Here is a 20,947-nt window from a genome sequence, read left to right on the forward strand (position 1 = left end):
CTTAGTTGCACTTTTTGGAAATTGCCGTGGCAAGTTCACCGACATTCTTGAAAGACGCCATTTCCGATGCCGAGAATTTTATCCCGAAGGTTTTGCTTACAGTCAGGATAAGGCGTACGTGGCTGAGACTGTCCCAGCCCGAAACATCGTCAGCCGTCATAGCCGGCGTTACCACCAGATCGTCTTCGTCAAAAACAGCCTGAAATATTTCGGTCAGCTGGCCATAAATCGGATCTTCGCTCACACTCATTTGATTTGCTCACTTTCAGCGAACAGCAGGAAAGATTTAAGGTTAAAACGTGGAGCGGTCACCTTTCTGAAGAAAGGACAACGTCCGGCCTCATGCTAGAGCCTTTTGGACTAGAAATTATTTTAACGATTGAGGTCATTGATTGATTAAGTCATTACGCCATTACATTGCACGCACTTAAACCGTTATACAACAACGAGCCCATTGAATTATTGGATGGGCCGCTCTTCAATACGCGTGATTGATGGCGCCATGTTATTGGGCACATATACAGTGTTGATAGACACTCCTCTATTAGTCACTGTGCTTAAGCCTGTTATTCGACTGATGAAGCTGACCGCCGCGGGTCGCTGCGTGCCTTTTATTTTTTTGCCATCCCCCGCCTGAATCCTGCCTGAATCAATTCCAACCAAGAGTGCCTCATCTACCCCCACCGCTTTACACTGGGGCACATCCAACACTCGTGGAAGTATCAATGACTGCTGAGACCAAACCGACCCCACTCCTCGAAACCGTCGAAGGCAAGCGCCTTACCGGGGATGACGCTGACCGATGGCGGGAATGGGGGCCGTATCTCAGTGATCGTCAGTGGGGCACCGTGCGTGAGGACTACAGCGCTGATGGTGATGCCTGGCGTTATTTCCCCCACGATCATGCCCGCAGTCGTGCGTATCGCTGGGGCGAAGATGGGCTGGCTGGATTCTCCGACAAGGGGCAGCGCTGGTGCCTGGGACTGGCGTTGTGGAATGAGCACGATCCGATTATCAAAGAGCGCTTGTTCGGCCTGAACAACTCGGAAGGTAATCACGGCGAAGACGTCAAAGAGCTGTATTTTCATGTCGATGGAATCCCAAGCCATGCCTACATGCGCATGCTCTACAAATATCCACACGCTGCATTTCCCTACGACGATCTGGTTCAGGAAAACGCCCGACGCGGCCTGAACGATTCGGAATACGAGGTATTGGATACTGGCGTATTCGACGACAACCATTATTTTGACGTGAGCATCGAATATGCCAAGCACACGCCTGATGATATTTTCATGCGCGTCACGGTAGAAAACCGTTCGGAGAAATCCGCACGGTTACACGTGTTGCCACATGTTTGGGCGCGCAATACCTGGAGTTGGGGTGACACAACCGAGCGCCCTAGCCTTGCCCTTGAAGAGCAGCAAGTGCTCGCGAGTTATCCCCAGCAACCAGCAAGAGTCGCTACCGCCTGGGGCCAGCAACCCTGCGAATGGTTGTTCTGCGAGAACGACACCAATACAGCCCGTCTCAACGGTCAATGGGCGAGCGGACCCTTCAAAGACGGAATTAATGACTATGTGGCTGGCGGAAAAACCGACGCGATTCATCGCGATAAGGGGACCCGTGCCGCCGCGCACTTCGTGCTTGAGCTTAAAGGTCGCGAGACTGAAGTCATTTACTTGCGTTTTGCTCCCCGCGACGCCGAGGCGGTGAATGGCAGAAAGCTGGTGGATCTATGCCGTAAGCAGGCTGACGATTATTACGCGGTGCTGCAGAACAACCAAAAGGACGCCGACGCCCGCAACGTGCAACGCCAAGCATTGGCAGGCCTGCTCTGGTCGAAGCAATTGTATTACTTCGATGTCAATCGCTGGCTAGACGGCGACTCGACGCAACCGCCACCCCCGCCCGAGCGCGCTGGAATTCGTAACACCCATTGGCGGCACCTTTCCAATTTCGACATCGTATCCATGCCGGACAAGTGGGAGTACCCGTGGTACGCATCTTGGGATCTGGCGTTTCAGGCCGTTGCCTTTGCGCTGATCGATCCGGTGTTCGCTAAAGACCAATTATTGCTGCTGGTAAAAGACCGCTTCATGCATCCCAACGGCCAACTGCCGGCGTATGAATGGCGTTTTGACGATGCAAATCCGCCGGTACATGCCTGGGCCTCCTGGCGGGTTTATCAACAGGAGAAACAATCAACCGGCGTTGGCGATCTGGACTTTCTCGAGCGCATATTTCATAAGCTGCTGCTTAATTTCTCCTGGTGGGTCAATCGCAAAGACGCTGAAGGGCGCAACGTGTTTCAAGGTGGTTTCCTAGGCCTGGATAACATCGCGCTGTTTGATCGTTCGGCAGCGATGGCGCCGGGTTACGAACTGGACCAGGCAGACGGCACCGCGTGGGTGGCAGCCTACGCCATGGACCTGATGCGTATTGCTTTGGAATTGGCCAAACGTAACCCGGTGTATGTCGATATCGCCGTTAAATTCTTCGAACACTTTTTATACATCGCAGGCGCTATCAACCGCGGTGACGACAGTTCTGGTGGGCTCTGGGACGAGCAGGACAAGTTCTTCTACGATGTACTGCATCGCCCTGACGGAAGTATCGAACCCGTGCGCTTACGCTCGTTGGTGGGCTTGATGCCACTGTTCGCGGTCCAGGTGTTGGAACAACGAGAGCATGAAGGGCTGCCCGGGTTACGCGAGCGGATGCTCGGGTTCCTGCGCCACAGGCCAGATTTTGCCAGGTTAATTTCACGTTGGACTGAGCCAGGTAAAGGCAATCGAATGCTATTGGCGCTGCTGCGTGGTCAACGGACTAAAGACTTAATGTCTCGGATGCTCGATGAAAATGAGTTCTTATCCGAGTTTGGTATTCGCTCGCTTTCAAAGGCCTACGAAGATAAGCCGTTCAGCATGCAGGTTAACGGCAGCAACCTGTGCGCGGATTATCAACCGGCCGAGTCCAACTCGCGACTGTACGGCGGCAATTCCAACTGGCGTGGACCGGTGTGGATGCCGGTTAACTACATGCTGATTGAGTCCCTGCGAGAATTTCACCGTTACTACGACGACAACTTCCTGGTTGAGTACCCGACCGGTTCAGGATTCTTGTCGTCCCTGGACGAGGTGACTGACGGCCTGAGCCAGCGACTGACGCGACTGTTTTTACGGGATGAGAATGGGCGTCGGCCGAGCATGGCGGCATACCCTCAGTTGCAGGATGATCCAGCCAGTCGGGATTTGGTGCTGTTCCATGAGTACTTCAGCGGCGAAACCGGACGAGGTCTTGGGGCGTCTCATCAAACCGGTTGGAGCGCGCTGGTAGCGTTGTTACTACAAAAATAAATGCGAGCCAAAAATGGGGCATAAAAAAACTTATGCACTTATTTGGCTCGCTAATACGCTGAAGAAATAAGCTGAAGTATTAGTAAGTTAGCGTCTGTTTCTAACCCATTTACAAAAGTGGTGCACAGGTTATCCACAAAATCAGATTACTGCACTTTCGCTGCTCGGCGCTGGTGCAACCACTGAACCCATGGCGCGCTGGGTTGCCTCATTCCAGGCCGCTACTCGGTCGTTGAGCGCGGCGATGGCCCGTGGACCAGTGCCTTCGGCGTACATGGGTTCGCCAATCACCAGCTCTATAGTGCCAGCCTTTTTTGCCCAACCTTCTTTCGGCCAGTACTTGCCCGCATTATGGGCAATAGGCAGCACCGGGAGGTTCGCGTTGACCGCCAGCGCAGTTCCGCCCCGTGAGAACTTGCCCACCTGGCCGAACGGAACGCGAGTACCTTCCGGGAAGATCAGGACCCAAACGCCGTCCTTAAGCAGTTCGTTGCCACGTTTGGCGACGTGCTTAAGGGCTGCTTTAGGGTTGTCACGGTTAATTGCGATTGGCCGCAACATGGCCATGGCCCAGCCGAAAAACGGGACATACAAAAGCTCGCGCTTTAGTACCTGGCTTAACGGCTCGAAATGCGCAGAGAGAAAAAACGTCTCCCAAGTGCTTTGGTGGTTAGACAAAATCACGCACGGCTGTTCCGGGACATTCTCCTGACCCTTCACTTCAACGTGGATATTGAGAAACACCCGAGTGAGCCACAAAGCGCAGCGGCACCAATAGACATTGATAAACCGGTAACGTTTGCGGAACGGCAGAAACGGCGCGATGAAGAAACTCAGCGTGCACCACAGCAGAGAACTGGTGCCCAGCAGCAGGTAAAACAGGAACGTTCGGATTGCCTGCATGATCGACATAGGTACATTTACCGTTGCGGGCATCGCCCGTCTATTTATGCTGTTGAATAAGGTCTGCGGCAACAGCCGCGAGATCGTCAAAAATCAATGTGCCGGCGGGCAGAGGACTGTTCATCGTCTTCAAACCTTTACCGGTCTTTACTAGCACAGGCTGACAGTCGACGGCCAATGCCGCCTGCAGGTCACCCAAGGTGTCGCCAACAAACCAGATACCCGTCAGATTAGCCGAGTAATGCCTGGCGATAGCGTTGAGCATGCCCGGCTTTGGCTTGCGGCAATCGCATGCTTCATTTGGGCCATGTGGGCAGTAAACGATCAAACCTACTTCACCGCCCCCCTCGGCCACCAATTCGCGCAAGCGCGCATGCATGGCATCAAGGGTCGCGATGTCGTAATAACCGCGAGCAATGCCCGACTGGTTGGTAGCCACCGCCACCGTCCAGCCGGCTTTGCTCAATTGTGCGATGGCCTCGATCGAGCCAGGAATGGGCAGCCACTCCTCAACCGACTTGATGTAAGCGTCCGAGTCTTGGTTAATCACCCCGTCCCGGTCGAGAATCAGCAGCTTCACGCGCAGTCCTTTCCGTTAGCCCAGCAGCGAGATGTCAGCAACGCCAAGGAATAGGCCGCGCAGTCGAGCCAGCAACGCATAACGGTTGGCACGCACGCTGGCGTCTTCGGCGTTAACCATCACTGCTTCAAAGAACGCATCAACCGGTTCGCGCAAGGCCGCCAGACGGCCCAGGGCTTCGGTGTACTGTCGCGAAGCCGCCATGGGTTGCACGGCCTGGTCTGCTTGTTGGATTGCCGAGTACAGCGAGAACTCATTGGCGTTGTCGAAGTATTTCGGCTCGACCGCGCTGGAGATCCCACCTTGGGCCTTGCTCAACAAATTAGACACACGCTTGTTCACAGCAGCCAATGCCGCAGCTTCAGGCAATTTGCGGAAGGCTTGAACCGCTTGAACCCGCTGATCGAAATCAAGGGCCGACGCTGGTTTCAACGCACGTACCGACAGGTACACCGCAACCTCGACGCCTTCGTCTTCGTAACGCGCACGCAGGCGGTCGAAGATGAATTCCAGCACTTGATCGGCCAAACCCGCCGGTTTGATCCGGGTGCCGAATTGGCTGACAGCGAATGCCACGGTTTGCATCAGATCAAGATCAAGCTTCTTGTCGATCAGAATCCGCAGCACACCCAATGCTGCGCGGCGCAGGGCATACGGGTCCTTACTGCCGGTAGGCAACATGCCAATGCCGAAGATGCCGACCAGGGTGTCGAGTTTGTCGGCAATGGCCACAGCGGCACCGGTCAGGGTGCTTGGCAATTCAGCGCCAGCGCCACGGGGCATGTATTGCTCATTCAGCGCCAGTGCAACGTCTTCAGGCTCGCCGTCCGCCAACGCATAGTAATAACCCGCTACGCCCTGCATTTCCGGGAACTCGCCGACCATCTCGGTCGCCAGATCGCACTTCGAGAGCAGACCGGCACGGCCAGCGCGCAGGGCATCACCGCCGATGCGCGAAGCGATAAAGGCTGCAAGCTTCGACACGCGTTCGGCTTTGTCGAAAACACTGCCCAACTGGGCTTGGAACACGACGTTTTGCAGGCGCTGGTTGAAGGTTTCCAGTTTCTGTTTTTTGTCTTGCTTGAAGAAAAACTCGGCGTCGGTGAGGCGTGGGCGAACCACTTTCTCGTTACCGGACACGATTTGCGTCGGGTCTTTGCTATCAATGTTGGCCACAGTAATGAAACGTGGCAGCAACTTGCCTTCGGCATCCAGCAGACAGAAATACTTCTGGTTATCCTGCATGGTGATGATCAACGCTTCCTGGGGTACTTCAAGGAAGCGCTCCTCGAACGAACACACCAGCGGCACTGGCCACTCGACCAGGCCGGTCACCTCGTCCAGCAGGCTCGGCGGCACGATGGCGGTGCCTTCGTGTTGGGTCGCCAGCTCAGCTACACGCTTGCTTATCAGCTCGCGACGTTCGGCGAAATCGGCCAGCACGTAAGCGCTACGCAGGTCTTGCAGATAATTGGCCGGCGAGGTGATGCGCACACTGTCCGGGTGATGGAAGCGGTGACCTCGGGAATCTCGCCCGGCTTTTTGCGCGAGGATTGTGCAGTCGATCACGTGGTCGCCGAACAGCATGACCAGCCATTGAGTCGGACGCACAAATTCTTCTTTGCGCGCACCCCAACGCATGCGTTTTGGAATCGGCAAATCATTCAGCGAATCTTCGACGATGGTTGGCAGCAGGCTGATGGTCGGTTTGCCAATAATATTCTGGCTGAAACGCAGCTTCGGGCCGCTCTGATCGATGTCGCTCAGTTCAACGCCACATTTCTTGGCAAAGCCCAGGGCGGCTTGAGTCGGATTGCCGTCAGCGTCGAACGCGGCCTGACGAGGCGGACCATCGAGATTAACGCTGCGGTCTTCCTGCTGTGTAGCCAACTGGGTAATCAAAACGGCCAAACGACGGGGTGCCGCATAAACGTGTTTGGCAGTGAAGTTCAGGCCAGCCGCTTGCAGGCCCTTTTCGATACCCGCCAGGAACGCATCACCCAGAATGCTCAGGGCTTTTGGAGGCAGCTCTTCGGTGCCCAATTCAACCAGGAAATCTTGAGCACTCATTGTGCAGCCTCCAGCTTAGCCAACACTTCGTCACGTATACCGGGGGGCGCCATCGGGAAGCCAAGTTTGGCCCGGGCCAGCAGGTACGCCTGGGCCACCGAACGGGCCAGCGTGCGGACGCGCAAAATGTATTGCTGACGCGCCGTCACCGAAATCGCCCGGCGTGCGTCCAGCAAGTTGAATGTGTGCGATGCCTTGAGCACCATTTCGTAGCTTGGCAATGGCAGTTCAAGCTCGATCAGGCGCGCCGCTTCGCTTTCGTAGAAGTCGAACAGCTCGAACAGTTTTTCAACGTTGGCGTGTTCGAAGTTATAGGTCGACTGCTCCACTTCGTTCTGATGGAACACATCGCCATAGGTCACTTTGCCGAACGGCCCATCGGTCCATACCAGGTCATAGACCGAGTCCACGCCTTGCAGGTACATCGCCAGACGCTCGAGGCCGTAGGTGATTTCGCCGGTTACTGGGTAGCATTCAATGCCGCCTGCTTGCTGGAAGTAAGTGAACTGAGTGACTTCCATGCCGTTGAGCCAGACTTCCCAGCCCAGACCCCAGGCGCCCAGTGTTGGCGACTCCCAGTTATCCTCGACGAAACGGATGTCGTGCACCAACGGATCAAGGCCCACATGTTTGAGGGAGCCCAGGTACAGCTCCTGGAAGTTGTCCGGGTTCGGCTTCAGAACGACTTGAAACTGATAGTAGTGCTGCAAGCGGTTCGGGTTTTCGCCGTAGCGACCGTCAGTTGGACGACGGCTTGGCTGCACATAAGCAGCGTTCCAGGTTTCCGGGCCGATGGCGCGCAGAAACGTGGCGGTATGGAATGTGCCGGCGCCGACTTCCATATCGTAGGGCTGAAGTACCACGCAACCTTGCTCGGCCCAGTATTGTTGGAGGGCGAGGATCAAGTCTTGGAAGGTACGCACGGCTGGCGTAGGCTGGCTCACGAAATTCACCTGTACTGGGGCTGCGATTTAAAGAGCGGGAGTATACCCGATTCAGCCGCGCCTCCACCCTTGGAGCCTTATGCCACGCTGCTTTTGGTGCAACGAAGATCCGCTTTATATCGCTTATCACGATCAAGAATGGGGCGTGCCGCTGCGCGATGCACAGAAGCTCTTCGAGTTGTTATTGCTCGAAGGGTTCCAGGCCGGGCTCTCATGGATCACAATTTTGAAGAAACGCGCCCGTTATCGCGAGGTCATGTTCGGCTTCGACGTGGAAAAAATCGCGCAAATGAGCGATGACTACGTCGAAACGTTGATGCTCGAACCCGGCATTATTCGTAATCGCTTGAAGCTTAACGCGGCGCGGCGTAATGCCCGAGCCTGGTTGGCGCTTGAGGATCCGGTGAAGTGGCTATGGTCCTTCGTCGGTGGCGAGGCCAAAACCAATCATTTTATAGACCGCAGCGCAGTCCCGGCGATTACCCCGGAGGCGGAAGCGATGAGCAAGGCACTGAAAAAAGCGGGCTTCACTTTCGTTGGGCCGACTATTTGTTACGCCTTCATGCAAGCCTCGGGAATGGTCATGGATCACACTCAGGAATGTGATCGATACGCTGTCCTCGCTCGCTGATGGTTACAATAGCGGCCTCGCGAATTCAGGAGTGATCTGTGGATAAGTTTAAAGGTGCCCTGCTGGTAGGGATGTTGCGCCTGTTTGCATTGCTGCCTTGGCGGGTGGTGCAATGGGTCGGCGGCGCTATCGGCTGGCTAATGTGGAAGACCCCGAATCGTTCGCGTGAAATCGTGCGCATCAATCTGTCCAAATGTTTTCCTGAAATGGACGCGGTGGAACGCGAGCAATTGGTTGGCCGTGCGTTGATGGATATCGGCAAAACGCTGACCGAAAGCGCCTGTGCCTGGATTTGGCCCGCGCAGAAATCCATTGATCTGGTGCGCGAAGTCGAAGGGCTTGAAGTGCTGGAAGCGGCGCTGGCGTCGGGCAAAGGCGTAGTGGGTATCACCAGCCATCTGGGCAACTGGGAAGTGTTGAACCACTTCTATTGCAGCCAGTGCAAACCGATCATTTTCTATCGTCCGCCAAAGCTCAAGGCGGTGGATGACTTGTTGCGCAAACAACGCGTGCAGTTGGGTAATCGCGTGGCGGCGTCGACCAGGGAGGGCATCCTCAGTGTCATCAAGGAAGTACGCAAAGGCGGTTCGGTGGGGATTCCAGCGGATCCTGAGCCTGCTGAGTCCGCAGGAATTTTCGTGCCATTCTTTGCGGTTCAGGCGTTAACCAGCAAGTTTGTGCCGAACATGCTGGCGGGCGGCAAGGCGGTGGGTGTGTTCCTTCACGCCATGCGCCTGCCGGACGGTTCCGGCTACAAAGTGGTCCTGGAAGCCGCTCCCGAAGCGATGTACAGCACCGACACCGCCACTTCAGTTGCGGCCATGAGTAAAGTCGTCGAGAAATATGTGCGAGCGTACCCGAGCCAGTACATGTGGACGATGAAACGCTTTAGAAAACGCCCGGCTGGGGAAAAGCGTTGGTATTGAAGTTAGCTTCCACCGGATTTGTGGATTGCCGAAAGTTCACGTTGACAGTTAAACCGCAGCGATCTTGATCAGTTTGGCGTAGTAAAACCCGTCGTGTCCGCCTTCTTGCGGCAGTAGCTGACGGCCGTGGGGTTGTTTCAGGCCGGGTGGTTGCTGCCCAAGCTGGCCGGCGATGTCCAGCTCTCGGGCGCCGGATGTGCGGGCCAGAAACCCATCGACCACGTCGGTGTTTTCCATCGGTAACGTCGAACACGTGGCATACAGCAAGATGCCGCCGACTTCGAGTGTGGGCCACAGTGCGTCCAGCAGCTCACCTTGCAGCGTGGCGAGGGCCGGAATGTCGTCGGCCTGACGAGCCAGTTTGATGTCCGGATGGCGACGAATCACCCCCGTGGCGGAACATGGCGCATCAAGCAGGATGCGCTGGAACGGTTTGCCGTCCCACCATTGCTGAGTTTCCCGTGCGTCGGCGGCGATCAGCTCGGCGCTCAGCCCCAGACGCTCGAGGTTCTCCTTCACCCGCACCAGGCGCTTGGCTTCCAGGTCTACCGCCACCACGCCGGCCAATTGCGGCTGGACTTCCAGCAAGTGGCACGTCTTGCCTCCCGGCGCACAGCAGGCGTCTAGCACGCGTTGGCCGGGGGCCAAATCAAGCAGATCGGCCGCTAATTGCGCGGCTTCGTCCTGAACGCTGATCCAGCCTTCGGCAAATCCCGGCAAGTTGCGCACATCGCACGGCTCGCTGAGCACGATGCCGTCCTGACTGAACGTGCAGGCGTGAGCTTCAATGCTCGCGCCCTGCAACAACTGCAGGTAGGCATCCCGGCTGTGGTGACGGCGATTAACCCGCAGAATCATCGGCGGATGAGTGTTGTTGGCCGCACAGATGGCTTCCCACTGTTCAGGCCAATAGGCCTTCAGCGCTTTTTGCAGCCAACGCGGGTGCGCAGTGCGAACCACCGGATCGTGTTCCAGCTCGACAAACAGCGCTTCGCTTTCTCGTTGGGCACGACGTAATACGGCATTGATCAATGCTTTGGCCCACGGCTTTTTCAGCTTGTCGGCGCAGCCCACGGTTTCGCCGATGGCGGCGTGGGGCGGAATTCTCGTGTAAAGCAATTGATACAGCCCCACCAGCAGCAATGCCTCCACATCGGCATCCACGCTTTTGAAGGGTTTTTGCAGCAGTTTTGCCGCCAGCGCCGACAACCTCGGTTGCCAACGTGCGGTGCCGAATGCCAGGTCTTGGGTCAATCCCCGGTCACGGGCGTCGACGTTATCCAGTTGTTTTGGCAGGGAACTGTTTAGCGAGGCTTTTCCGCTGAGGACCACGGCCAAGGCTTTTGCAGCGGCGAGACGCGGGTTCATTGAGGATCCACCCCAGCGCCGAGGACAATCCCTACTGCGAATTTCTCGCGACGGCTATTGAACAGGTCGGCGAAATTCAGCGCCTTACCACCGGGCAGCTGCAAACGAGTCAGGCGTAAAGCCTGTTGGCCACAGGCTACGATCAAGCCGTCTTTGCTGGCGGAAAGAATCGCACCGGGCGTGCCCTGCCCTTCGTCGAGGCTGGCGGCCAGTACCTTCAGCGCTTCGCCATTGAGCGTGCTGTGGCTGATCGGCCACGGATTGAAGGCGCGCACCAGACGTTCCAGCTCAACAGCCGGACGATTCCAATCGATACGTGCTTCGTCTTTGTTCAGTTTGTGAGCGTAGGTCGCCACCGCATCGTCCTGAACAGCGCCAGACAGCGTGCCGTCAGCCAGACCGGCGATGGCCTGAATCACAGCCGGTGGGCCGAGTTCGGCAAGACGGTCATGCAGACTGCCGCCAGTGTCTTCAGCGCTGATGGGCGTGGTGACCTTAAGCAGCATCGGCCCAGTGTCCAGGCCTGCTTCCATGCGCATGACGGTCACGCCGCTTTCAGCATCGCCCGCTTCAACCGCGCGCTGGATCGGCGCCGCTCCACGCCAACGCGGCAGCAGCGAAGCATGGCTGTTGATGCAACCCAGCCGCGGAATATCCAGCACCACTTGCGGCAGGATCAGCCCGTAAGCGACCACCACTAGCAGGTCGGGTTTGAGCGCAGCCAGTTCGGCCTGGGCCTCGGCGTTGCGTAGCGTAGGCGGTTGCAAAACCACGATACCCTGTTGCTCAGCGAGCTGTTTGACCGGGCTCGGCATCAGCCTTTGTCCACGGCCAGCCGGGCGATCAGGCTGGGTGTAGACGGCAATCACCTGATGGGGGCTGTCGAGCAAAGCTTTGAGGTGTTCGGCGGCAAATTCCGGGGTGCCGGCGAAGACGATGCGCAGTGGCTCGGTCATGGTGTTCTCGGTATATAGAGTTCGGACCTGTAGGGCCTGTGTTTGCAGCGCGACAGTCCTAAAAGGATCAGGCTTGCTTGTGCAGTTTTTCCAGCTTCTTTTTGATTCGATCGCGCTTGAGGTTTGACAGGTAATCAACGAATAATTTGCCGTTGAGGTGATCGCACTCATGCTGGACACACACCGCCAACAATCCTTCGGCAGTCAGCTCGAAAGGCTTGCCGTCGCGGTCCAGAGCGGTAACTCTAACCTTGTTCGGACGGTCGACGTTTTCATAGAAACCTGGCACCGAGAGGCAGCCTTCTTGATACTGCTCCATCTCGTCGGTCAGGGTTTCGAACTGCGGATTGATGAAAACCCGGGGTTCGCTGCGGTCTTCGCTGAGGTCCATGACGACGATGCGTTTGTGGACGTTGACCTGAGTCGCCGCCAACCCGATACCTGGCGCTTCGTACATGGTTTCGAACATGTCATCGATCAACTGGCGAATGCCGTCGTCGACCACGGCCACGGGCTTGGCAATGGTGCGGAGGCGCGAATCGGGAAATTCGAGAATGTTTAAAATAGCCATATACGTTAGAGCTGCACTTGTAGGGTAAAGTCGAAAGTCGGTTGCTAGTCCGGACAGGGTCCGAAGGCTGCAATCTCGTAAAACCCAAGCCTCTGGGACTCTGACTGTTTCACGGGAAGCCATATGATAAAGGGATTCACCGCATGAGGAAATCACTACTCGCCCTGCTGCTGTTGGCCTGTGCTGGCCTTTGTCAGGCGCAAGTGCAGCTCCGGGAAGGTCATCCGGAGAATTACACCGTCGTCAAAGGCGATACCCTTTGGGATATTTCCGGAAAATTTCTGAGCGAACCCTGGAAATGGAAGGAAATCTGGAAGCAGAATCCGCAAATAGCCAACCCTGACCTGATTTACCCCGGTGACAGGCTGTCGTTGATTTATGTCGATGGGCAGCCGCGCCTGGTGGTCAATCGCGGGGAATCACGCGGCACCATAAAATTGTCTCCACGTGTACGTACTACGCCGATGGCCGAAGCGATCCCGAGTATTCCTCTGGGCACGATCAACAGCTATTTACTCAGCAACCGCATCGTGGATGACCCTGCTACCTTCAAAAACGCGCCCTATATCGTCGCCGGAAATGCAGAAAGCGTCCTGAGCGGTGTAGGTGATCGGGTGTATGCGCGAGGAGCGTTCGATTCGACCCACCTGGTGTACGGCATCTTCCGTCAGGGCAAAACCTACACCGACCCGGTGACCGGCAACGTGTTGGGTATCAATGCCGATGACATTGGCAGCGGCGAAGTGGTCGCCCATGAAGGTGACGTCGCGACCCTGATTCTGCAACGCTCTACCCAGGAAGTACGCCTGGCTGACCGTCTGTTTACCAGCGAAGAGCGCCCGATCAATTCGACATTCTTCCCCAGCGCCCCGGACACTAAAATCGATGGACTGATCATTGATGTGCCACGGGGTGTGACACAGATTGGCGTGTTTGACGTGGTCACGCTCGACAAGGGACGGCGCGACGGTCTGGTGGAAGGCAACGTGTTGGCGATCTACAAGACCGGCGAGCAGGTGCGCGATGACGTGTCCGGAGAGCGGATAAAAATCCCGGATGAACGCTCGGGGTTACTAATGGTTTTTCGCACTTATGAAAAGCTCAGCTATGGTTTGGTTCTCCACGCTACGCGTTCTTTGACGGTCTTGGACAAGGTGCGAAACCCGTAGAGCTATGTGACGGATATAGGGCATGTTTTTCCCACCGGGCATGCGCTTATCAAATAGTTACTAACAGAGTTGTCCACAGGTTGTCCATGCTGTGAGGGAGGCGCAACTGATCAAGGAAGATCTATGCCGCTGTTCGATATTGCTGATTTTTCACCCGCTGAACTTGAAGCCAGGCTGCGCGTGCATCGCTTGCCGGACATTGGCCCCAAGCGTTTTCATCGGCTGATCAAGGCCTTTGGCTCAGCGTCCGCCGCCATTAGTGCACCCGCCAGCGCGTGGCGATCGCTGGGCTTTTCCAACGAGTGTGCGCAGGCCCGCCGTAGCCCGGAAGTTCGTGACGGGGCCCATGCAGCGATGGCCTGGTTGGACCGCCCTGGCCAGCATTTACTGATGTGGGATGACCCAAACTACCCCGCGTTGCTGGCCGAGATTCCCGACGCTCCACCTCTGCTGTTCGTCGCGGGCGACCCTCTTATTCTGCAGCGCCCGCAGCTCGGCATGGTCGGCAGCAGACGTGCTTCCAAGCCGGCTCTGGACACCGCGACGGCCTTTGCCCGCAGCTTGGCGGGCGCTGGGTTCGTCATTACCAGCGGCTTGGCGCTCGGCATTGATGGTGCCGCCCATCAAGGCGCGCTGGACGTCGGCGGGCAGACAATTGGCGTGCTCGGCACTGGCATCGAAAATTTTTATCCACAGCGCCATCGGCAGCTTGCCGCCGCCATGTGCGCCCAAGGCAGCGCGGTGGTTTCCGAGTTTCCGCTGGACGCAGCGCCGCAGTCCGCCAACTTCCCTCGACGCAACCGAATCATCAGCGGCTTGTCGCTGGGCGTGCTGGTGGTTGAGGCCAGCGTGCGCAGCGGATCGCTGATCACCGCCCGCCTGGCTGCTGAGCAAGGGCGTGAGGTCTACGCCGTTCCTGGCTCGATTCATCACCCTGGGGCTCGCGGGTGCCATCAGCTGATTCGTGATGGCGCCGTGTTGGTAGAAACCGTCGAGCACATCCTCGAAGCCTTGCGCGGTTGGCAGAACATTGACAGTGGCGTGAGCACTGCTGCCGCTACCCCCAGTCAACTTGCCCGTCATCCCTTGCTCGATTTAATGCACGCCGCGCCCCATACCAGCGAAGCGTTAGCGCTGTCCATGGGCTGGCCGTTGCCCAAGGTTCTGGCTGCATTAACCGAGCTAGAGCTGGACGGGCATATAAGCTGTGAGGCCGGACGGTGGTTTGGTCGTGTGCGCTGAGGTTAAACTGCGCACAGTAGTTTCCGGGAGATAGAGCAAATGGTCAGCAGTTGGCGTGTGCAGCAAGCCGCACGAGAGATTAGAGCTGGCGCAGTGATTGCCTATCCAACCGAAGCGGTGTGGGGGCTGGGCTGTGATCCGTGGAACGAAGACGCGGTTTATCGGCTGTTGGCGATCAAATCCAGACCTGTCGATAAGGGCTTGATACTGGTCGCCGATAACATTCGGCAATTCGACTTTCTGTTCGAAGAGTTTCCGGAAATATGGCTGGACCGCATGGCTGCAACCTGGCCGGGACCCAACACCTGGCTGGTGCCGCATCAAGACCTGCTGCCGGAATGGATAACGGGCATTCACGACACCGTGGCGTTGCGTGTCAGCGATCATCCACAGGTGCGTGAACTGTGCGCACTGGTCGGGCCACTGGTTTCAACCTCCGCCAACCCGCTTGGGCGTCCGGCCGCCCGGACGCGCATTCGCGTGGAACAATATTTCCGGGGCGAAATCGACATGGTTCTGGGCGGTTTATTGGGCGGCCGCAAGCACCCGAGCTTGATTCGTGACTTGGTCACGGGCGAAATTATTCGCCCGGGCTAAGTCATCTCAATCAAGGAATCAGGATGGTCGATCCCGTGGTGCGCCGAGCGCTGAGCTCCACATGTGCCTTGGCGGCATCTTTCAGCGCATAACGCTGAATGTCATCGACCTTGAGCGTGCCGTTGGCCAGCATAGCGAATACGTCATTGGCCATCGCTTGCAGGTTCTCGGCATTGTTAGCATAGGTCGCAAGTGTCGGGCGCGTGACATACAGCGAGCCCTTCTGCGCCAGAATTCCCAGGTTCACCCCAGCCACCGGCCCGGATGAGTTACCGAAACTGACCAATAGCCCACGCGGCGCAACGCAGTCGAGGGAAGTCAGCCAAGTGTCCTGTCCTACGCCGTCATACACCACCGGGCACTTTTTCCCGGCGGTCAAATCCAGAACCCGCTTGACCACGTCTTCGGTGCTGTAATCGATGGTCTCCCAGGCACCCAGCGCTTTCGCGTGGGCGGCTTTTTCGGCAGAGCTGACAGTGCCGATCAGTTTCACACCGATTGCCTTTGCCCACTGGCAGGCCAGCGAGCCTACGCCACCCGCTGCTGCGTGAAACAGCACGGTTTCGCCGCCCTTCAGCGCGAACGTTTGGTTGAACAGATATTGCACGGTAAGGCCCTTGAGCATCACCGCCGCCGCTTGTTCGAAGCTGATTGAATCCGGCAGTTTTACCAGGCTCGCAGCAGGAATCAGGTGCACGTCAGCATAAGCGCCCAAGGGTCCGCCACCGTACGCCACACGGTCGCCCACTTTGAATTGGCTCACTTCGCTGCCTACCGCTTCCACGATGCCCGCGCCTTCGGTTCCAAGGCCCGACGGCAATGAAGGCGCCGGATACAAGCCGCTGCGGTAATAGGTATCGATGAAATTCAGGCCGATCGCTTTGTTGCGCAGGCGTACCTGCTGTGGGCCCGGTTCAGCAGGTTCGAAATCTACATACTCAAGAACTTCTGGGCCGCCGATGCTGCGGAACTGGATACGCTTTGCCATCTGTTCTCTCCGGTGATGAATTGAAACAAGAAAATGCAGGCACCTATCGGACCCCATCCCTTGATCCCCGTCAACAGCGTCAGCCACAACGCCAATGGTATGCTACGCGCCAATTTGCCAGCCCCGCTGCCCCCCACGGCTCAGCGACGTTTCAAGGTGACCCGATGACGACCCGCACCGAAGCTGTTAAAGCCTACTTGCTCGACCTTCAAGACCGAATCTGCAATGCGCTGGAAAGCGAAGATGGCGGTGCGCACTTCATTGAAGACGCCTGGACCCGGCCGGCAGGCGGAGGCGGTCGCACCCGAGTGATCGAAAACGGTGAGCTGATTGAAAAGGGTGGGGTCAACTTCTCACATGTATTTGGCAGCGGCTTGCCACCGTCCGCCAGCGCTCACCGGCCAGAACTGGCCGGGCGCGGTTTCGAGGCGCTGGGCGTGTCGTTGGTGATCCACCCGCACAACCCGCACATACCGACGTCCCACGCCAATGTGCGTTTTTTTATCGCTGAGAAAGAAGGCGAAGAGCCGGTCTGGTGGTTTGGCGGCGGTTTCGATCTGACGCCGTATTACGCCGTGGAAGAAGACTGCGTGCATTGGCACCGCGTTGCCGAGCAAGCCTGTGCGCCGTTCGGTGATGATGTGTATCCGCGCTACAAAGCCTGGTGCGACAGCTACTTTCACATCAAACACCGCAACGAACCGCGAGGCATTGGCGGCCTGTTTTTCGACGATGTGAATCAGTGGGACTTCGAGACCAGTTTTGCGTTTATCCGGGCAATTGGCGATGCGTTTATCGATGCTTATCTGCCCATCGTTAAGCGTCGTAAGGCTACGGCATACACCGCGCAACAGCGGGAATTCCAGGAGTTTCGCCGTGGGCGTTATGTCGAGTTCAACCTGGTGTACGACCGAGGTACATTGTTCGGCTTGCAGTCCGGCGGTCGCACGGAGTCGATCCTCATGTCGCTGCCCCCCCAAGTCCGCTGGAGCTACGACTGGAAAGCCGAACCCGGCAGCGAAGAAGCGCGCCTGACCGAGTATTTTTTGCAAGATCGGGATTGGTTGGCACTGGCGTGACTTCGATAAGATCATCCCTCTGTAGGAGAGGGTGGCACGTATATAAAGACTGAATCAGGAACCCCGCAATGGACCATTACGTCGTTTTCGGTAATCCCATCAGCCACAGCAAGTCCCCGTTGATTCATCGCCTGTTTGCTGAACAAACCGGCGAGCAATTGGATTACAGCACCCTGCTGGCGCCGTTGGACGATTTCATTGGCTGCGCAAAAGCTTTCTTTGAAAACGGACGTGGCGCCAACGTCACCGTGCCCTTCAAGGAGCAAGCCTTTCGTTTCGCCAACAGCCTGACCGAACGAGCACAACGCGCGGGTGCGGTAAACACCTTGCGCAAAGGTATGGATGGTCACGTGTTGGGGGACAACACTGATGGCGCCGGGCTGGTACGGGATTTGACCGTAAACGCTGGAGTCGCCCTAAAGGGCAAGCGCATCTTGCTACTCGGCGCGGGCGGCGCGGTACGGGGCGCCTTGGAACCCTTATTGGCCGAGCAACCCGCCGCACTGGTCATTGCCAACCGCACGGTAGAAAAAGCCGAATTGCTTGCGCATCAGTTCGCCGACCTGGGGCCGATTTTCGCCAGTGGTTTTGATTGGCTGGAAGAATCAGTCGACGTGATTATCAACGCCACCTCCGCCAGCCTTGCCGGAGAGGTTCCTCCCATCTCATCGAGTTTGATCCAGCCCGGCCGTACCGTTTGCTACGACATGATGTACGGCAAAGAACCTACACCCTTTTGCCGCTGGGCCACGGAATACGGCGCGACCCACGTGCTAGACGGCCTGGGCATGCTCGCCGAACAGGCTGCCGAAGCGTTCTACTTATGGCGTGGCGTGCGCCCGGACACCGCACCGGTATTGGCTGAATTGCGTCGGCAATTAGCCAGCGCCTGAGGCGCGGAAAAAACTAATCGACGAACAGGATCGGGCACTTATCGGCGCCTTCCAGCTTGCGCAGTTCTTCAATCACTTGCGGCCGAGCGTTTTTCAGCGTCAGGCTGCGGTTCAGACCGCGCAAACGGCGGGCTTCCTGATGCAGCATCTCCACGCCTGAGTAATCGATAAAGTTGATCTGCTGCGCTTCGATCACCACGTGTTCGCCTTCGCTGCGTTGCAGGCGAACCTGCAAGTAGTGGCTGGCGCCGAAAAAGATCGAGCCGCCGACCCGTAGGATATCGTTATCCCCGTCACGCCATTGCTGCACCCGTGGCTGCGACGTGCGCTTGAGGTAGAAGAACAGCGAGGCCAGCACACCGGCATAAATCGCAGTTTGCAACTCCAACAGCAACGTCGCCAGACAGGTCAGGGCCATCACCGCAAACTCTGCCCGACTGACGCGGAACAGCGCGCGAATCCCGCGACGGTCCACCAGGCCCCAGCAGATCAACAAAATCGACGCCGCCATGCTCGGAATTGGAATGTGCGCGATCAGCGACGCCCCACACACTGCGAACAGCGCCACCCAGAGTGCCGAAAAAAGGCCCGCCAAGGGTGAGCGGGCCCCTGCGTCATAATTCAGGGCTGCACGGGTAAACGAACCTGCTGACAAATATCCGGAAAACAGCGAGCCGACCATGTTCGAGAGGCCCTGGGCGCGGATCTCCTGATTGGCGTTGAGCAGTTGTTGCGAGCGGCTGGACAGCGACCGGGCAATCGACAGGCTGGTCACCAGTCCAAGCATGCCCACGGCGACGGCGCTAGGCAGCAGCTTCAAAATCAATTCCGGGTCCAGGGGCAGCGCACTGAGCGGCGGTAAATGCCCGACGAAGGCGCGTACCAATTGCACATGACCGAATTTTTCTGGCCACAGCCAGACCAGCGAACCTGCCCCAAGCAAGGTTATCAACAGGGTCGGCCAGCGTGGCAGAAAGTATTTCAACGTGGCGCCCACGGCCAGGGTCAACGCACCGAGTATCAACGAGGGATGATCAATCTCGCCCCGATGGTCCAGCAGCGCTGAAACACTTTTAAGGGCGGTGGACTGGCTGCTCATCTCCAGCCCGAACATATTCGGTAACTGACCCAACGCAATGACGACAGCGGCGCCCAAGGTGAAACCCAATATCACCGAATGTGAAACGAAGTTCACCAGTGCGCCGAAACGGAGTAACCCCAACAGCCATTGGAAGATTCCGGCGATGAACGTCAGCAGCAAAATCAAGGTGATGTAATCCTGGCTGCCCGGCAACGCCAATGGACTGATGCTCGCGTACAGCACGATGGAAATAGCCGCAGTGGGTCCGCCGATCAAATGGAATGACGAGCCCCACAAGCAGGCGATCATGACCGGCACGATTGCTGCGTACAGGCCGTACTCAGGCGGCAATCCTGCGATCAAGGCGTAAGCGATGGATTGCGGCAGTGCCAGGATTGCCCCGCTTAACCCGACGAGTGCGTCGTTGCCGACGCTGGCACGGGTTTGTCGAGGGAGCCAATCCAGAAATGGAAAGAAGGTGTGACGGTTGAACCAACCCATGAATCTCTCGGTGGTTTTGCACGTGAACCTACAGAGTTCCGCATATTCTGTAGGAGCCAACTTGTTGGCGATATCAGCAGCATCTCCGCGCTTGAGATGCAACGCGTTGCCCGCCTCGCCAACACGTTGGCTCCTACAGATCCAGCGCAGAGCCGTTACAGCGTTGCTTTTACAGCAGTCAGTGCATCTTTCTGGTCGATGGTTTTCACACCATCAAGCCATTTGTCCAAGACCGCCGGGTTAGCTTTGATCCAGGCTTTAGCCGCTTCTGTGTTAGTGATTTTCTTGGTCACAACGTCAGCCATGATGCTGTTTTCCATTTCCTGGGTGAAGCTCAGGTTAGTCAACAGCTTGCCAACGTTCGGACAGGCATCGGCATAACCTTTGCGCGTCAGGGTGAACACGCTGCCGGTATCGCCAAAATACTTCTCACCACCTTTGAGGTAATGCATTTTCATCTGCACGTTCATTGGGTGTGGCGTCCAGCCGAGGAATACCACGAAGGTGTTCTTCTTCACGTTACGCGCGACTTCGGCCAGCATTGCCTGTTCACTGGATTCAACCAGTTTCCATTTGCCTAGGTCAAACTCGTTGCCCTTGATGATTGTTGCCAGCGAAATATTTGCCGGTGCACCAGAGCCGATGCCATAGATTTTGCTGCCGAACTTGTCGGCATATTTGTTCAGGTCAGCAAAGTTATGCACACCGGCATCCCAAACATAATCCGGCACGGCGAGAGTGAACTCGGTGCCCTCCAGGTTCTTGTTCAGCTGGGTAACATCGCCATTGGCGACGAATTTGTCATAAAAGCCCTGCTGAGCAGGCATCCAGTTACCCAAAAAGACATCCACTTGGCCGTCCTTGAGGCCACCGTAAGCGATCGGAACTGCCAAGGTATCGACCTTGGCTTTATAACCCATGCCATCGAGCAAAAAACCGGTGATGGCGTTGGTTGCGGCGATGTCGCTCCAGCCTGGATCGGCCATCTTCACCGTGCTGCAGCTCTGTTCGGCGTAGGCCGAAACGCTGGTCAAAGCAATAAAACCGACTGCCAGTGTTGTGGATAACTTCATATGGTGTGCCCCTTTG

The 20,947-nt window shown here is 57.0% G+C and carries 19 protein-coding genes; 8 read left to right on the forward strand and 11 right to left on the reverse strand.

The genetic code is table 11. The annotated features are described in order from the left end of the window. Window position 1: 1 nt before the first annotated feature. On the reverse strand, window positions 2-250 hold the full coding sequence (locus tag JWR17_RS03955) for an acyl carrier protein (protein WP_299828521.1): 249 nt from the start codon (window positions 248-250) through the stop codon (window positions 2-4). Between the two features lie 475 nt (window positions 251-725). Here JWR17_RS03955 and JWR17_RS03960 point away from each other — a divergent pair, with 475 nt between their 5' ends. Further along, window positions 726-3,359, forward strand: a complete 2,634-nt coding sequence (locus JWR17_RS03960; protein ID WP_299828522.1) for a glucosidase — start codon at window positions 726-728, stop codon at window positions 3,357-3,359. Between the two features lie 141 nt (window positions 3,360-3,500). Here JWR17_RS03960 and JWR17_RS03965 read toward each other — a convergent pair whose 3' ends face one another. From JWR17_RS03965 to glyQ, 4 genes are read right to left on the reverse strand one after another with little or no spacing between them, the layout of a single operon-like run. Beyond that, window positions 3,501-4,271: a 1-acyl-sn-glycerol-3-phosphate acyltransferase gene (locus JWR17_RS03965; protein ID WP_299828566.1), complete on the reverse strand. Its 771-nt coding sequence runs from the start codon at window positions 4,269-4,271 to the stop codon at window positions 3,501-3,503. Window positions 4,272-4,302: 31 nt separating this feature from the next. Further along, a complete protein-coding gene (gene gmhB, locus JWR17_RS03970) occupies window positions 4,303-4,848 on the reverse strand; it encodes a D-glycero-beta-D-manno-heptose 1,7-bisphosphate 7-phosphatase (RefSeq protein WP_299828568.1) in 546 nt (181 codons plus the stop codon). 9 nt (window positions 4,849-4,857) lie between these two features. Next, the gene (gene glyS / locus JWR17_RS03975; protein WP_299828524.1) at window positions 4,858-6,912 is read right to left on the reverse strand and encodes a glycine--tRNA ligase subunit beta; all 2,055 of its coding nucleotides are present in this window, start codon (window positions 6,910-6,912) and stop codon (window positions 4,858-4,860) included. Next, window positions 6,909-7,856 carry a glycine--tRNA ligase subunit alpha gene (gene glyQ / locus JWR17_RS03980; protein WP_299828526.1) on the reverse strand — a complete coding sequence of 316 codons (948 nt, stop codon included), beginning with the start codon at window positions 7,854-7,856 and terminating at the stop codon, window positions 6,909-6,911. The genes glyS and glyQ overlap by 4 nt, the downstream gene beginning before the upstream one ends. A gap of 79 nt (window positions 7,857-7,935) precedes the next feature. On the opposite strand from glyQ, the gene tag reads away from it, so the two are divergent. Both tag and JWR17_RS03990 read left to right on the forward strand, forming a co-directional pair. Beyond that, complete coding sequence (gene tag, locus JWR17_RS03985; RefSeq protein ID WP_299828528.1) at window positions 7,936-8,487, forward strand: DNA-3-methyladenine glycosylase I; 552 nt, start codon at window positions 7,936-7,938, stop codon at window positions 8,485-8,487. Between the two features lie 38 nt (window positions 8,488-8,525). Beyond that, complete coding sequence (locus JWR17_RS03990) at window positions 8,526-9,413, forward strand: lysophospholipid acyltransferase (RefSeq protein ID WP_299828530.1); 888 nt, start codon at window positions 8,526-8,528, stop codon at window positions 9,411-9,413. A 48-nt stretch (window positions 9,414-9,461) separates the two neighbouring features. Here the strand turns inward: JWR17_RS03990 and rsmB are convergent, their stop codons facing one another. The 3 genes from rsmB to def all read right to left on the reverse strand — a co-directional run bounded on the left by rsmB (window position 9,462) and on the right by def (window position 12,308). Further along, entirely contained in the window at window positions 9,462-10,781 is a 1,320-nt protein-coding gene (gene rsmB, locus JWR17_RS03995) for a 16S rRNA (cytosine(967)-C(5))-methyltransferase RsmB (protein ID WP_299828532.1), read from the reverse strand. Beyond that, complete coding sequence (gene fmt / locus JWR17_RS04000) at window positions 10,778-11,737, reverse strand: methionyl-tRNA formyltransferase (protein WP_299828534.1); 960 nt, start codon at window positions 11,735-11,737, stop codon at window positions 10,778-10,780. The genes rsmB and fmt overlap by 4 nt, the downstream gene beginning before the upstream one ends. A gap of 67 nt (window positions 11,738-11,804) precedes the next feature. Further along, window positions 11,805-12,308, reverse strand: a complete 504-nt coding sequence (def, locus tag JWR17_RS04005) for a peptide deformylase (RefSeq protein WP_299828536.1) — start codon at window positions 12,306-12,308, stop codon at window positions 11,805-11,807. A 143-nt stretch (window positions 12,309-12,451) separates the two neighbouring features. On the opposite strand from def, the gene JWR17_RS04010 reads away from it, so the two are divergent. The 3 genes from JWR17_RS04010 to JWR17_RS04020 all read left to right on the forward strand — a co-directional run bounded on the left by JWR17_RS04010 (window position 12,452) and on the right by JWR17_RS04020 (window position 15,316). Further along, the gene (locus tag JWR17_RS04010) at window positions 12,452-13,477 is read left to right on the forward strand and encodes a LysM peptidoglycan-binding domain-containing protein (protein ID WP_299828538.1); all 1,026 of its coding nucleotides are present in this window, start codon (window positions 12,452-12,454) and stop codon (window positions 13,475-13,477) included. Between the two features lie 123 nt (window positions 13,478-13,600). Continuing rightward, window positions 13,601-14,719: a DNA-processing protein DprA gene (gene dprA, locus JWR17_RS04015; RefSeq protein ID WP_299828540.1), complete on the forward strand. Its 1,119-nt coding sequence runs from the start codon at window positions 13,601-13,603 to the stop codon at window positions 14,717-14,719. 39 nt (window positions 14,720-14,758) lie between these two features. Beyond that, window positions 14,759-15,316, forward strand: coding sequence for an L-threonylcarbamoyladenylate synthase (locus JWR17_RS04020; RefSeq protein WP_299828542.1), 558 nt, complete (start codon window positions 14,759-14,761; stop codon window positions 15,314-15,316). Between the two features lie 10 nt (window positions 15,317-15,326). On the opposite strand, the gene JWR17_RS04025 is transcribed toward JWR17_RS04020, so the two are convergent. Then, entirely contained in the window at window positions 15,327-16,304 is a 978-nt protein-coding gene (locus JWR17_RS04025) for an NADPH:quinone reductase (RefSeq protein ID WP_299828544.1), read from the reverse strand. Window positions 16,305-16,468: 164 nt separating this feature from the next. Here JWR17_RS04025 and hemF point away from each other — a divergent pair, with 164 nt between their 5' ends. Together hemF and aroE are read left to right on the forward strand one after the other, a co-directional pair. Further along, on the forward strand, window positions 16,469-17,383 hold the full coding sequence (gene hemF / locus JWR17_RS04030) for an oxygen-dependent coproporphyrinogen oxidase (RefSeq protein ID WP_299828545.1): 915 nt from the start codon (window positions 16,469-16,471) through the stop codon (window positions 17,381-17,383). Between the two features lie 68 nt (window positions 17,384-17,451). Continuing rightward, complete coding sequence (aroE, locus tag JWR17_RS04035; RefSeq protein ID WP_299828547.1) at window positions 17,452-18,276, forward strand: shikimate dehydrogenase; 825 nt, start codon at window positions 17,452-17,454, stop codon at window positions 18,274-18,276. A gap of 13 nt (window positions 18,277-18,289) precedes the next feature. On the opposite strand, the gene JWR17_RS04040 is transcribed toward aroE, so the two are convergent. Continuing rightward, entirely contained in the window at window positions 18,290-19,858 is a 1,569-nt protein-coding gene (locus tag JWR17_RS04040; RefSeq protein ID WP_299828549.1) for a SulP family inorganic anion transporter, read from the reverse strand. A gap of 155 nt (window positions 19,859-20,013) precedes the next feature. Next, window positions 20,014-20,931 carry a choline ABC transporter substrate-binding protein gene (gene choX / locus JWR17_RS04045; protein ID WP_299828551.1) on the reverse strand — a complete coding sequence of 306 codons (918 nt, stop codon included), beginning with the start codon at window positions 20,929-20,931 and terminating at the stop codon, window positions 20,014-20,016. Between the last annotated feature and the right edge of the window lie 16 nt (window positions 20,932-20,947).

Source organism: Pseudomonas sp. (genome assembly GCF_028293835.1).
GTDB lineage: Bacteria > Pseudomonadota > Gammaproteobacteria > Pseudomonadales > Pseudomonadaceae > Aquipseudomonas.

Excerpts from the sequence above, each read along its gene's own strand:
- JWR17_RS03955 (WP_299828521.1), bottom strand. The coding sequence starts at position 250 with ATGAGTGTGAGCGAAGATCCGATTTATGGCCAGCTGACCGAAATATTT.
- JWR17_RS03960 (WP_299828522.1), top strand. The coding sequence starts at position 726 with ATGACTGCTGAGACCAAACCGACCCCACTCCTCGAAACCGTCGAAGGC.
- JWR17_RS03965 (WP_299828566.1), bottom strand. The coding sequence starts at position 4,271 with ATGTCGATCATGCAGGCAATCCGAACGTTCCTGTTTTACCTGCTGCTG.
- glyS (WP_299828524.1), bottom strand. The coding sequence starts at position 6,912 with ATGAGTGCTCAAGATTTCCTGGTTGAATTGGGCACCGAAGAGCTGCCT.
- tag (WP_299828528.1), top strand. The coding sequence starts at position 7,936 with ATGCCACGCTGCTTTTGGTGCAACGAAGATCCGCTTTATATCGCTTAT.
- rsmB (WP_299828532.1), bottom strand. The coding sequence starts at position 10,781 with ATGAACCCGCGTCTCGCCGCTGCAAAAGCCTTGGCCGTGGTCCTCAGC.
- fmt (WP_299828534.1), bottom strand. The coding sequence starts at position 11,737 with ATGACCGAGCCACTGCGCATCGTCTTCGCCGGCACCCCGGAATTTGCC.
- def (WP_299828536.1), bottom strand. The coding sequence starts at position 12,308 with ATGGCTATTTTAAACATTCTCGAATTTCCCGATTCGCGCCTCCGCACC.
- JWR17_RS04010 (WP_299828538.1), top strand. The coding sequence starts at position 12,452 with ATGAGGAAATCACTACTCGCCCTGCTGCTGTTGGCCTGTGCTGGCCTT.
- dprA (WP_299828540.1), top strand. The coding sequence starts at position 13,601 with ATGCCGCTGTTCGATATTGCTGATTTTTCACCCGCTGAACTTGAAGCC.
- JWR17_RS04020 (WP_299828542.1), top strand. The coding sequence starts at position 14,759 with ATGGTCAGCAGTTGGCGTGTGCAGCAAGCCGCACGAGAGATTAGAGCT.
- JWR17_RS04025 (WP_299828544.1), bottom strand. The coding sequence starts at position 16,304 with ATGGCAAAGCGTATCCAGTTCCGCAGCATCGGCGGCCCAGAAGTTCTT.
- hemF (WP_299828545.1), top strand. The coding sequence starts at position 16,469 with ATGACGACCCGCACCGAAGCTGTTAAAGCCTACTTGCTCGACCTTCAA.
- aroE (WP_299828547.1), top strand. The coding sequence starts at position 17,452 with ATGGACCATTACGTCGTTTTCGGTAATCCCATCAGCCACAGCAAGTCC.
- JWR17_RS04040 (WP_299828549.1), bottom strand. The coding sequence starts at position 19,858 with ATGGGTTGGTTCAACCGTCACACCTTCTTTCCATTTCTGGATTGGCTC.
- choX (WP_299828551.1), bottom strand. The coding sequence starts at position 20,931 with ATGAAGTTATCCACAACACTGGCAGTCGGTTTTATTGCTTTGACCAGC.